We start from the raw sequence: 11,884 nt of genomic DNA, 5'->3' as shown, positions 1-11,884 counted from the left end.
CAGATCTGACAGGTACTCAGGGGGCTCAACCGTGAACAGACGGGGTTTGCTGGCGGCTGCCTGCGGCACGGCCGTGGCGCTGACGATCAGCACGGCGTTGCCGGCGATGGCCGACACCACGGGGCCGGCGCTGCTGCCGGGCGGTGTCGAAGGGGCGGCCGAGGGCATCAACGACGCCGGCACCACCGTGGGCTGGACGGCCGCCAACAGCGGGCCGGTGCGGGCGACGCTGTGGGACGTGCACGGCACGGCCAAGCCGCTGCCGGGCCTGGTCGCCGGCGAGTACACGCACGCGGCGGCCATCAACGACGCCGGCGTGATCGCCGGCACCGCCGAGGCCGCCAACATCGACAACCACGCGGTGCGCTGGTCGGCCAACGGCTCCATCACGGAGCTGGACGTGCTGCCCGGCGCCAGCTACTTCCAGGGCCGCGCCATCAACAACAGCAACGTTGTCGTCGGCTCCGCCTATGTCGGCACCGAGGGCTTCGTGAGCCACGCGCTGCGCTGGGCCGCCGACGGCTCGGTGACGGATCTCGGTGTGCCCACGGGCTACTGGAGCAGCGAGGCCGACGCGGTGTCCGATGACGGGACCGTCGTGGGCTCGGCGTGGGACGAGAATTACAAGAAGAAGCACGCCATCCGCTGGAACACCAACGGCACCGTCACCGATCTCGGCACCGCGCCGGGTGCCGTGACGAGTTGGGCCGCGGGCATCGGCGCCGACGGCACCATCGTCGGCACCTCGCAGTCGGCCGACCGCAAGAACTACGCCACCCGGTGGAACACCGACGGCACGATCACCGTGCTGCCGACCCTGCCCGGCGGCGACAACAGCGGGGCCGAGGCCATCAACCGCGACGGCGTGGCGGTCGGCTTCGCCAACGCGGCCGGCACCCCGTCGCACGGCGTGCAGTGGGGTCGTGACGGCCAGGTCGTCGATCTCGGTGTGAACCCGGCCGACGGCGACGCCATCGCCAACGCCATCAGCCCGAGCGGCTGGGTCGCCGGGAATTCCCACCGCCCCAACGACTATCGCCCGCTCGCCGTGCGGTGGCCCGCACCGGCGGGCCGCTGACGGTCGGGTCGCGTCCGGTCTGTCCGGCCGGACGCGACCCGGTCACGGGTGGACCTAGCACCACCATGGAGACGGATCTCAGGACCAGTGCTCGGCCGGCCGGGTCGCGACAGGATTTGAACCCTGAAGGCACGCAAAGCCGAGGGGGCCCAACAGATGTCCGTGATCACACGTCCGGAGCCGACCGCCACCACCGCCCGTCCGCGGCGCTGGCGCCGGTGGCCGCTGGTGTCGTTGGCGGTGGTGAGCGCGGCGCTGCTGGTCTACATGCTGACGCCGTACATCCCGCCGGACATCAGCACCAGCCGCGCGAAGTTCGACAACCCGGTGTTCTTCTGGCTGCTGGTGGGGCACATCTTCACCGCGACCGTGGCCACGGTGAGCGGCCTGGCCCAGTTCGTGCCGTGGCTGCGGAACAACCATCCCCGGGTGCACCGCTGGGTGGGCCGGGCCTACTTCTTCGCCGGCGTCTTCCCGTCCATGGTGCTGGCCGTGCCGGTCGCGCTGGCCGCGCCGTTCGGCGTGTCCAACCAGGCCGGCCTGCTCATCGTCGACCTGGCCTGGTCCGGCACCGCCATCGCCGGCTACCGGGCGGCCCGGCAGCGCCGGTTCGCCGACCACCGCCGGTGGATGATCCGCAACTACGCGCTGACGTTCTCCTCGCTGTTCAGCCGGATCGTGCAGGTGCCGCTCGCGCTGATCATCGTGTCGCAGGCCACGGGGCCGGCCTACAAGGGCGACAGCCTGGCCATCACGCACGACATCGCCAGCAGCAGCATCTGGGTCGGGGTGCTGATGGTCGTGGTGGCCGCCGAGTTCTACATCCAGCGCCGCTACGGCGTCCCGCGCCACCAGCGGGCAGCCCTACAGCGGCAGCCGTAGCTGGAGTTCGAAGCCGCCGTCGGACCTCGGCGCGGTGCGGACGGTTCCGCCCAGCAGCGCCGCTCGTTCTTGCAGACCAACGAGACCGTGGCGCGCGCTGGGCAGCGTGAGCGTCGGTCGGGTGGGCGGCGTGTTGGTGACGGTGACGGTCACATCGGTGTCGTCCTGGGCGAACTCGACCGTGGCGACACCGCCGGGCGCGTGCTTGCGGACGTTGGTCAGGGCCTCCTGGACGGTGCGGTAGATCGTGCGCTGCATCGGCGCGTCCATGCCGGACGGCGCACTGCCGACCAGCCGGGTCTCGATGCCGCTGCCGTCCAGCAAGCGTTCCAGATCGGACAGCGTCGGCTGCGGCGTGAGCTCGGTGGCCGGCGTGCCGGCAGCGCGCAGCAGGTTCACCATGTGCCGCAGCTCGTCGAGCGTGTCGACGGACAGCCGGCGGATGTTCACCGCCGCGTCCCGGGCGGCCGGATCGGTGGTGCTGACCTGGAGCGCGCCGGCCTGCACGGCGATCAGGCTGACCTGGTGTGAGACGACGTCGTGCATCTCGCGGGCCAGCTGGTTGCGCTCCTTGGCCAGCACGGCCTGGGCATCGAGGCGCCGCTCGTGCTCCCGCGCCGCCTCGATGTCGGTCAGTCGCAGCGCCAGTTCACGCTGCGTGCGGACGAACTGGCCGAGGAAGATCGGCGCGGCGGCGGTCATCGTCGCGTAGATGACACCGAGCAGCAGGTCGGCGCTGAGCAGGTCGAAGTCCATGCCCGGGAACAGGTATGCGGTCGCGGCCAGCACCCCGCACACGCCGAGCAGCCAGCGGTTGGCGTAGCGGTTCGCGACGGTGTACAGCGCGATCAAGGTGGCGATGACCGAGCCGGATACGACCAGCGCCGGCAGCGTCAGCACGAACACCGGCACCGGCCACCACCGGCGGGCCAGCAGCGCCGCCACCGCGACGACGGCGTAGGTCATCTCCTGCCAGGCCGGGTCGGCGTTGAGGCCGGCGTCCAGCGCGGCGGCCGCGATCAGCGCCGCCTCGGCGAGCAGCCGGAGCGCCCGGTTCACTGCTGGTCCCCGTTGAGCAGGCCGGCCCGCTGCGCGACCAGCGCCGCCTGCACGCGGCTACCCACGCCGAGCTTGGTCAGGATCGCGCTGACGTGGTCCTTGACCGTGCCGACGCTGACGTGGATGCGGGCCCCGATGTCGGTGTTGGACAGCCCGTCGGCGATCAGCACGAGCACCGCCCGTTCACGCTCCGTGAGCTGGCTGACCTGCTCGGCGGCGGCCGAGCCGCTGCCGGCATCGAGGTAGCCGTCCACCACCGTGCGGACGACCTTGGGCGACAGCACCACGCCGTCGGCCGCGAGCGTGCGGACCATCTGGGCCAGCTGGTCGGGGCCGGTGTCCTTGAGGATGAAGCCGGCCGCCCCGGCGCGCAGCGCGGTGGCGATGTACTCGTCGGAGTCGAACGTCGTCAGCATGGCCACCACCGGTGGGCGGCGCAGGCCGCGCAGCTGGCGCAGGATGGTCAGGCCGTCCACATCGGGCATCCGGATGTCCAGCAGCACCACGTCGGGCTGGTGCAGGCCGACCTCGCGCACCGCCTGTCCGCCGGTCGCGGTGGCCACCACCTCGATGTCACCGGCCGCCTGCAGGATCAGCCGGAACCCCGACCGCACCAGCTCCTCGTCGTCGACGACGACCACCCGAATCGTGCTCTCCACCGATCCAGTCTCGTCGGCCCGGGCGGGGGCGGCCATCCGGGGCCCGGCAGGGCGCGGCCAGCCGACCGGCTGGCCCGGGGCAGCCAGGTGGCGGGTGCTCCAGGCCGGTCAACCGGTGTCCGGCCGCGTCACCCGTACGGAGCATGGACAGCATGAGTGACACCATGGTCCCGGACGAGGTGGCCGAGCACGCTCGGCAGACGGGGCCGCTGGAGTCGCCCTGGATCTGGCTCACATTGATCTTCCTCGCGGTGGCGGCGCTGGCCGCGGCCATCTGGTTACGCCGGTTCCGGCGAAGCGCGATCGTGGCCGTCGTCTGCCTGTCCCTGCTGGCCGGCATCACCGGCCTGAACAGCTACGTCGGCTACGTCCGGACCCGGCACGACCTGGCCCAGCTCATCGCCCGGGGCGGTGGGCCGCTGCGCTGGCTCGGGGAGTCGATCGACCGTCCGGACAACGACCGGACGGGCAGCGTCGGTGACTCGGACGTGGAGCGGATCGACATCGCCGACCCCGCGCTGGCGGTGCCGTCGGGACGGACCTTCGTGCTGCTGCCGCCCGGCTACCGGGACCACCCTGAGCAGCGCTATCCGGTCGTCTACCTGGTGCACGGCTATCCGTACGGCAGCCCCGACGACTGGCTGGCCGCGGGCGACGCCGCCGGCACGTTACGCGGGCTCTACCAGCACAACGCCCTCAAGCCGGTGATCGTCGTCAGTGTCGACCTCACCGCCGGGCAGCCCAGCCGCGCGTGGGACGGCCTCGACGTGCCCGGCGGTCCGCAGCTGGAGACCTACCTTTCCCGCACCGTCGTGACGGCCATCGACCAGCGCTACCGCACCCGGCCCGACCGGGGCCACCGGGCCCTCGGCGGCATGTCCGGCGGCGGCTTCGCCGCCCTCAATGTTGGTTTACACCACCTCGACCAGTTCGGGGCGCTGCTGATCTCGCTGCCGTACGACACCTTGGACGGCAACGAGGGTTTCCTCGGCGGGAACCAGAAACTGGTGCGGGCCAACACTCCTCGCGACTACATCCCGACCATGCCGTTCCCGCAGAAGCTGTCCGTCATGCTCACCGCCGGCACCGGCGCCCCGACCGACGCGGCCACCGCCGACCGGCTCGGCAAGGCCCTGCAGGCCCGTGGGCAGGACGTCGTCGTGCGCATGGAGCAGGGTTTCAACCATACTTGGCACACTGCCCGGGCCAGCCTGCCCTACCTGTTGACGTTTGCCGGTCGCATGTTCGACGGGGCCAGGTAGACCCGATTGCGGGTAGCAGGCGAGCAGGGGTCACGGTAAGACTTGATCGAGGGGTGGCACGCCGAACTCTGGAGGGGCGATGTCGCGACACGTGGTGTGTGCCCTGTCGGTGGTGCTGCTGGCGGTCGGCCTGGCGCTGCCGCCGGCATCGGCAGACCCGGATCGGGAAGCCGTGCCGAACGTCTATCCGACGCCGCAGTCGATTCAACGGCACGGCGAGCGAGTGACCCTCACGCCGTCGATGGGCCTGGTGGCCCGGCCGGACAGCGACCCGGCGGCGGTGCGGGTGATCCGAGAGACCCTCCAGGCCAACGGCGTGCGCCAGATCGACGACAAGCCGCGGGCGAACGAGGCCACCGTCCTGGTCGACGACGGGTCGGCGCTGGCCGGTCTGGGGGTCCAGGACGCCAGCGGTCTGCCGGACGAGGGTTACGTGCTGGCTGCCGGACAGCTCAACGGACGGCCGGTGATCGTGCTGGACGGGCACGACGCGGCGGGCACTTTCTACGCGGCCCAGACGCTGCGGCAGCTGGCGATCCGCGGCGCGGTGCCAGGCGTTGAGGTCCGCGACTGGCCGTCGTACAAGGCGCGCGGGGTGGTCGAGGGCTTCTACGGCACGCCGTGGTCGAACGCCGCCCGCGCGGACCAGTTCGACTTCGACGGCCGGCACAAGCTGAACACGTACGTCTACACCCCGAAGGACGACCCCTACCTGCGGGCCCGCTGGCGCGACCAATACCCGCCGGATCAGTTGGCGCAGCTCAAGACCCTGGTCGATCGGGCGGTCGCCAACCACGTCGACTTCACCTACGCCGTCTCCCCCGGTCTGTCGGTCTGCTACAGCTCGGCGGCCGACGAGCAGGCCCTTGTCGCCAAGCTCCAGTCGCTGTGGGACGTCGGCGTGCGGACCTTCGCCGTGCCGCTGGACGACATCAGCTACACCAAGTGGAACTGTGACGAGGACCAGGCGCGGTTCGGCGACGGCGGGGCGGCGGCCGGTGCGGCGCAGTCGTTGCTGCTCAACGAGGTCCAGCACGACTTCATCGCCACCCACCCGGGCGCGGCCCGGCTGGAGATGGTGCCGACCGAGTACTCCGACGTGGCCTCGAGTCCGTACAAGGACACGCTGAAGGCGCAGCTCGATCCGTCGATCGTGGTGGAGTGGACCGGCGTCGGCGTGATCGCGACGACGATCAGGGCCGACCAGGTGGCGGCGGCGAAGGCGGCGTTCGGGCACGACATCCTGGTCTGGGACAACTATCCGGTCAACGACTACACCGCCAACCGGCTGCTGCTCGGCCCGTACACCGGCCGTCAGACCGGGCTGGCGTCGTCGCTGTACGGGATCACCGCCAACCCGATGATCCAGCCGGTCGCCTCGGACGTCGCGCTGTTCGGCGTCGCCGACTTCACCTGGAACGACCAGGCGTACGACCCGCAGCGGTCGTGGCAGGCCGGTCTGAACGAGCTGGCCGGGCCGGGTCTGGCCGGCCGGCAGGCCATGGACGCGTTCGCCGACCTCGAGCACTACTCGCTGCTCAACCCGACGCAGGCGCCGGTGCTGGCCGACCGGATCGCCGCGTTCTGGCCGTCGTGGGAGAACGGCGACAACACGGCCGCCGACCTTCTCGACACGTACCTGCGGGCGATCGAGAGCATCCCGACGGACCTGGCCAACGCCGCCTTCGTCACGGACGCCCGGCCGTGGGTGGACTCGGCCGGCACGTGGGGGCAGGCCACGCGGGCCGCGCTGCGCATGCTGGTCGACGAGCGGAACGGCCAGGGCGCGGCGGCCATGGCCGATCGGACGCAGGCCCAGTCGCTGGCGGCGAAGGCCGCGTCGTACCAGTACGTCGGGCTGAGCGGGTCGGTCAACGTCAGCGTCGGCGACGGGGTACTGGACAAGTTCGTCACGGACGCCCTGGCCGAGAACGATCGCTGGCTGGGCCTGGCCGGTCGGCGGCCGGCGGCCGACATCTCCCTGTCGGCGTACCTGGACCACACGGCGGTGAAGACGGTCGACGGGGACGACAGCAGCTACTTCTGGAGCAACCGGCCGCCGGCGGACGGCGATCATGTCGGCGTGGATCTCGGTGTGTCCCAAGCCGTCACGGCCGTGAACGTGACGATGTCCAAATCGGACAGTCCGGATGACTATCTGCACAGCGGGGTGCTGGAGTACTCCGGTGACGGCCGCGGCTGGCAGGCAGTGCAGGCGTTCGCCAACACGACCACCGTGCACGCCGATCTGCCGGCCGGCACGGTTGCGCGTTACGTCCGGCTGCGCGCGACCGGGACGCAGACGAACTGGGTCGTGGTGCGGGAGTTCTCCGTGACCGGGCCGGGCATCGGTCCGCTGCCGGTCACCGGAACGCCCACCGGTTCGAACCTGGCCGCCGCTGCGGACGGCAATGCGGACACCGCGTATGTCGCCGGCTCCTCCCCGCATCCGGTGACTCGTTGGTCGTCGGTCTGCCGGGCGGCCGAGCGTTGAGCTCGGTCGAGGTGGTCGGTCACGGCTCCGGCACCGTGCAGGTGCACGAGGCGAACGGCTGGCACAGCATCGGTGCGCTGGCCGACGGCTATACCGACCTGCCAGCGCACCACGCCGATGCGGACTCGATCCGTCTACTGTGGACGCCGCACAGCGCCCCGCCGTCGGTCTCCGAAGTGGTGCCGAGATACGCGGATACGGGTGTCGCGGTGAATCCGGTGCCGTTGGAGCTGGACGTGCAGGTCGGTATCCCGGGGACGCTGTCCGTCCACCTGAGCAGTTTCGGCGTCGCTGACCAGCACGGCCTGCTGGTCGCGACGCCGCCGCGCGGAGTGCGCGTCACGCCGATGGCCAACCTGGTGTCCGTGCCGCGCGGCGCGCAGCCGAGCCGCAACCTGACCGTGACGAGCTTATCCGTTGGCACCTACGAGGTGCCGATCGCCTTCGGCGCACGAAAGTCCACTGTGGTCGTTCACGTGCACCCCAAGACCGCCGCCACCAACGTCGCCCTGACCTCCGCCGCGACGGCGTCCAGCACCGAGGCCGATCTGCCGCAGTTCACCCCGGATCACGCCATCGACGGCAACACAAGCACCCGTTGGTCCTCGAACTACACCGACGGCGAGTGGCTCCAGGTTCAGCTCGCCCAGACCCAACACGTCGGCAAAGTCGTGGTGCAGTGGGAGCTCGCGCACGCCAACGCCTACCAGATCCAGACCTCGCCCGATGGCACCACCTGGACCACGGCCGCCACTGTCGCCGACAGCCAGGGCGGCACCGAAACCGTGTGGCTGGAACAGAACGGCGTGCGCTTCCTCCGCATGCAGGGCGTCAGCCGCTCGACCCGCTTCGGCTATTCGATCTTCGAGTTCCAGGTGTACCCGGTCGTCTGAGCCGAACCGTCGCGACCAGACCGCCGCCGGGGCGCGGCGTGAGGTCGAGGGTGCCGTCGTGGGCCCGGACGATGCTGTGCACGATGGCCAGCCCGAGGCCGACACCGGCGTGTTCATCGGCGCGGATCCGTTCCGTGCCACGGCGGAAAGGTTCCGTCAGGGTGGGCAGGAGCTCGGACGGCAACCGGGGCCCGGTGTTCTCCACGCGCAACACGCCCGCATCGGGCCCTGATTCGGTGTGAATGGTGACCGTGCCGCCGTCCTGGTTGTGCACGATGGCGTTCTGCACGAGGTTCGTGACCATGCGCAGGATCAGCGCTTCGGAGCCGAGAGCCGGCGTGGCCTCACCGCTGACGTCCACGGTGATGCTGAACTGGTCGGCCAGCGGCAACAGGGTTTCCACGACGTCCTCGGCGATGAGCGAGAGGTCGACGGGTTCGCGGGCGAAACCGCGCCGGTCGGCCCGGCTGAGCAGCAGCAGGGCCTCGGTCAGGTCGATAGCCCGTGTGTTGACGGTATGCAGCCGCTCGATCAGCTCCGCACGGTCGTACGTGGGGTCGTTGCGGGCGACGTCGAGCAGGGTCCGGGAAATCGCCAGCGGCGTACGGAGTTCATGCGAGGCGTTGGCGGCGAACCGCTGCTGCTCGGCGACCTGCGATTCGAGCTGGTCCAGCATGGTGTCGAACACGTCGGCCAGTTCCCGGAACTCGTCTCGGCGGCCGGCCAGGCGAATTCGGTGCGACAGCGAGCCCTGGGCGGCCAGCCGTGCGGCGTCGGCGATCCGCGTGACCGGCGCGAGCATCCGCCCGGCCAGGAACCAGCCGCCGACCAGGCCGAGCACGAGCAGGACGGCCATGGCGACAGCCGCGGCGCTGCCGAAGATGCGGGAGAGCAGGTAGCGATTGGGCGAGATCCCGATGAGGCCCTTCGAGTTGTCCGGCACGTACCGCAGCAGGTACAGCCACACCACGGCCAACAGCACCGCGCCCGTCACGAAGACCACCGCGGCGTAACTGATCGTGAGTCGCAGCCGGGCGCTGAGCCCGGGACGCCTATCCATGCGTGTCGATCCGGTAGCCGACACCGGGCACGGTGGCGATCAGCCACGGCTCGCCAAGTCGCTTGCGCAAAGCGGAAACCGTGATGCGGACGGCATTGGTGAACGGGTCGGCGTTCTCGTCCCAGGCCCGCGCCAGCAGCTCCTCGGCGCTGACCACCCCGCCTTCGGCGGCGACGAGAACCTCCAGCACGGCGAACTGCTTGCGGGTCAACGCCACGTACCGGCCGTCCCGGAAAACCTCACGGCGGAAGGGATCCAGCCGCAGGCCGGCGAGCTCGCGCACCGGCGGCCGGACGTACCCGCGCCTACGGTCCAACGCCCGCAGCCGCATCACCAGCTCGCGCAGGTCGAACGGCTTGGTGAGATAGTCGTCGGCGCCCAGCTCGAAGCCCGATGCCTTGTCGTCGATGCGATCGGCCGCGGTGAGCATGAGGATCGGCATGCCGCTGCCCGACGCGACGATGCGCCGGGCGATCTCGTCGCCGGACGGGCCGGGGATGTCGCGGTCGAGGACGGCGAGGTCGTAGGTGTTGACGCCGAGCAGTTCCAGGGCGGTGTCGCCGTCGCCCGCGATGTCGGCGGCGATCGCCTCCAGCCGCAGGCCGTCACGAACGGCCTCGGCCAGAAACGGCTCGTCCTCCACGATCAACACGCGCATGTCAGCAGCCTAACGGCACCGGCACGCGCCACCAGTGCCGTGACGCCAGCGCGGCCAGCCCCGCGCCGGCGGTGTTGAGCAGCACATCGTCCACAGAGGACACTCGGTCCAGCTGGAAAACGTACTGGGCGGTCTCGATCAGCGTCGAGCACACCGCGGCCAGGGCCAGGATCCTCGGCACCGACGCCAACGCCGGGAACCGCAGCGGCGCGAACAACCCTAGCGCCGCTAGCACCAGCAGGTTGCCGACGATCTGGACGGTCGCCGACGCCGGGCCGTGTGCGATGATCGCCGACAGATCCCTGAACGGCACCAGGCTCACCCGGGCGGGTTCAGTGCCCGGGCCGCCGGGAAGCAGCGTGATCCAGACCGGGAACAGCGTCCCGTAGACCATGCCGACATCGGCCAGCGCCGTACGCCACGACCTCCGCCACCAGGCCAGCGCCACCACCGCCAGCACGGCCACAGGTAACGCCACCACCGTTAGCGCCACCACACCCGTGAACGTCTCGAACCAGTCGTGCCAGTCCTTGAGCACGTCAGCCCCGTCCCAGCACGGCCTGCGTCTCACGCGCGATCATGTCCTGGAGCGGGAAGTCGTCACGGTTGCCGAGGATGACGCCGACCCAGCCGCTGTCGGCGTAGATGCGCCAGTTGGCGCCGCTGCCGGGATTGCCACCGGCCCGCTCGTACACCCACTGCCCGTTGACGATCCCGACCGGCAGCCCGTACGCACCGAACGAGGCGTCGGCCGACGCCACCGCGCGGAAACCGCCGCCCTGCGGCACGTGCGGGATCTTGGCCCCCGTGAACAGGTCGGCGTAGGGCTTGCTCAGCAGCGTGCCGTCGCCCAGCGCCCGCGCGAACCGGACCAGGTCCGGCGCGGTGGCGAAACCACCGTCGCCCGGGGCGTCGATGAAGGCGCGGCCCGGGTTCTTGCCCAGGCTGAGCGGGCTCGAGCAGTCCTGGTCCAGGTTGCGGACCGCGTCCACCCGGCCGCCGCCGGCCACCGTCATGTACGCGTGCGCGATGTGCGGATCGGTCAGCCACTGCGGCCGGGTGTAGAAGCCCGTGCCGGTCATGCCCGCGCGCCGGAAGATGTTCTGCTCGACGTAGTCCCAGTACGACATGCCGCTGACCACCTCGACGATCTCCGCCGGGATCGCCACCTCGGCGCCGGAGTGGTCGGTCGGCGTGCCGGGCGGGGCCACCGCCTTGGACGACCGGGCCCACTGCCGGTTGTACGCCCGCACCTCGTCCCGGCTGGTGAAGATCCGGTGCACGTCCTCGTCCGGCGTGTCGAGGCCGGAAGTGCCGGACAGCAGGTGGTGCAGCGTCACCCGGTCGGCGATCTCCGGCGCGAAGCCGGACAGGTGCGTGCCGACCGTGTCGAACAGGTGCAGCCTGCCCTGCTGCGCCAGCTGGAGAATCGCCACCGGTCCGAACGGCTTGCCGGCCGAGCTGAGGTTGAACGCGATGCCCTCGTGGTTGGGGATGCCCCGTTCCCGGTCGGCCAGGCCGTAGCTGCGGGACAGCACCGTCCGTCCGTTGTGCGCCAGCATCACCACGCCGGAGAACTCGTCCCGCGCGGCCAGATCCGCCACGTACCGGTCGTATGCCCCGCCCGGTCGGCAGCCCGGCGGCGTGTCATCGGCATTGGCCGGCGGCGCGCCGATCAGCGGCGCCGCCACCGCGCCGGCCGCCGCCAGGCCGAGCAGTGTCCGTCGGTCGATACCCCGTGCCGAGTCCATGGTCCCCCCAAGATCGGATGTGCCGGGTCCTCACCCAACCGGTGCCGCTGTTGCCGGGGCGTATGCGATTTTCGATATGCCCGCGATA

General features: G+C 70.8%; 11 protein-coding genes. 5 read left to right on the top strand and 6 right to left on the bottom strand.

The window, feature by feature from the left end; genetic code table 11:
• Positions 1–31 precede the first annotated feature (31 nt).
• Together M3Q35_RS09905 and M3Q35_RS09900 are read left to right on the top strand one after the other, a co-directional pair.
• Positions 32–1,078, top strand: a complete 1,047-nt coding sequence (locus M3Q35_RS09905; protein ID WP_273941375.1) for a hypothetical protein — start codon at positions 32–34, stop codon at positions 1,076–1,078.
• Between the two features lie 156 nt (positions 1,079–1,234).
• Entirely contained in the window at positions 1,235–1,960 is a 726-nt protein-coding gene (locus M3Q35_RS09900; protein WP_273941374.1) for a DUF2306 domain-containing protein, read from the top strand.
• Here M3Q35_RS09900 and M3Q35_RS09895 read toward each other — a convergent pair.
• Together M3Q35_RS09895 and M3Q35_RS09890 are read right to left on the bottom strand one after the other, a co-directional pair.
• Entirely contained in the window at positions 1,943–3,019 is a 1,077-nt protein-coding gene (locus tag M3Q35_RS09895) for a sensor histidine kinase (protein WP_273941373.1), read from the bottom strand. The two genes, M3Q35_RS09900 and M3Q35_RS09895, sit on opposite strands and share 18 nt — an antisense overlap.
• Complete coding sequence (locus M3Q35_RS09890) at positions 3,016–3,660, bottom strand: response regulator (protein WP_273944297.1); 645 nt, start codon at positions 3,658–3,660, stop codon at positions 3,016–3,018. The genes M3Q35_RS09895 and M3Q35_RS09890 overlap by 4 nt, the downstream gene beginning before the upstream one ends.
• Before the next feature lie 170 nt (positions 3,661–3,830).
• On the opposite strand from M3Q35_RS09890, the gene M3Q35_RS09885 reads away from it, so the two are divergent.
• The 3 genes from M3Q35_RS09885 to M3Q35_RS09875 all read left to right on the top strand — a co-directional run bounded on the left by M3Q35_RS09885 (position 3,831) and on the right by M3Q35_RS09875 (position 8,327).
• Positions 3,831–4,940: an alpha/beta hydrolase gene (locus M3Q35_RS09885; protein ID WP_273941372.1), complete on the top strand. Its 1,110-nt coding sequence runs from the start codon at positions 3,831–3,833 to the stop codon at positions 4,938–4,940.
• A 79-nt stretch (positions 4,941–5,019) separates the two neighbouring features.
• Entirely contained in the window at positions 5,020–7,434 is a 2,415-nt protein-coding gene (locus M3Q35_RS09880; RefSeq protein WP_273941371.1) for a glycoside hydrolase family 84 protein, read from the top strand.
• Positions 7,401–8,327 (top strand): discoidin domain-containing protein, encoded by a 927-nt coding sequence (locus M3Q35_RS09875; protein WP_273941370.1) that lies wholly within the window; start codon positions 7,401–7,403, stop codon positions 8,325–8,327. Before M3Q35_RS09880 ends, M3Q35_RS09875 begins: the two co-directional genes overlap by 34 nt.
• Here M3Q35_RS09875 and M3Q35_RS09870 read toward each other — a convergent pair.
• From M3Q35_RS09870 to M3Q35_RS09855, 4 genes are read right to left on the bottom strand one after another with little or no spacing between them, the layout of a single operon-like run.
• Entirely contained in the window at positions 8,266–9,387 is a 1,122-nt protein-coding gene (locus M3Q35_RS09870; RefSeq protein WP_273941369.1) for a sensor histidine kinase, read from the bottom strand. The two genes, M3Q35_RS09875 and M3Q35_RS09870, sit on opposite strands and share 62 nt — an antisense overlap.
• The gene (locus M3Q35_RS09865) at positions 9,380–10,045 is read right to left on the bottom strand and encodes a response regulator transcription factor (protein ID WP_273941368.1); all 666 of its coding nucleotides are present in this window, start codon (positions 10,043–10,045) and stop codon (positions 9,380–9,382) included. The genes M3Q35_RS09870 and M3Q35_RS09865 overlap by 8 nt, the downstream gene beginning before the upstream one ends.
• Position 10,046: 1 nt before the next feature.
• Positions 10,047–10,616 (bottom strand): VanZ family protein, encoded by a 570-nt coding sequence (locus M3Q35_RS09860; protein WP_273941367.1) that lies wholly within the window; start codon positions 10,614–10,616, stop codon positions 10,047–10,049.
• On the bottom strand, positions 10,585–11,796 hold the full coding sequence (locus M3Q35_RS09855) for a serine hydrolase domain-containing protein (protein ID WP_273941366.1): 1,212 nt from the start codon (positions 11,794–11,796) through the stop codon (positions 10,585–10,587). The genes M3Q35_RS09860 and M3Q35_RS09855 overlap by 32 nt, the downstream gene beginning before the upstream one ends.
• Between the last annotated feature and the right edge of the window lie 88 nt (positions 11,797–11,884).

This window comes from Kutzneria chonburiensis (assembly GCF_028622115.1).
In the GTDB taxonomy this organism is placed as follows: Bacteria; Actinomycetota; Actinomycetes; order Mycobacteriales; family Pseudonocardiaceae; genus Kutzneria; species Kutzneria chonburiensis.
Note: the sequence above shows the minus strand (reverse complement) of the source record. Positions and strands in the feature narration are given on the sequence as shown.

Bases quoted from the DNA above. Each gene is read 5' to 3' on its own strand.
- M3Q35_RS09900 (WP_273941374.1), top strand. From the start codon at position 1,235: ATGTCCGTGATCACACGTCCGGAGCCGACCGCCACCACCGCCCGTCCG.
- M3Q35_RS09885 (WP_273941372.1), top strand. From the start codon at position 3,831: ATGAGTGACACCATGGTCCCGGACGAGGTGGCCGAGCACGCTCGGCAG.
- M3Q35_RS09880 (WP_273941371.1), top strand. From the start codon at position 5,020: ATGTCGCGACACGTGGTGTGTGCCCTGTCGGTGGTGCTGCTGGCGGTC.
- M3Q35_RS09870 (WP_273941369.1), bottom strand. From the start codon at position 9,387: ATGGATAGGCGTCCCGGGCTCAGCGCCCGGCTGCGACTCACGATCAGT.
- M3Q35_RS09865 (WP_273941368.1), bottom strand. From the start codon at position 10,045: ATGCGCGTGTTGATCGTGGAGGACGAGCCGTTTCTGGCCGAGGCCGTT.
- M3Q35_RS09855 (WP_273941366.1), bottom strand. From the start codon at position 11,796: ATGGACTCGGCACGGGGTATCGACCGACGGACACTGCTCGGCCTGGCG.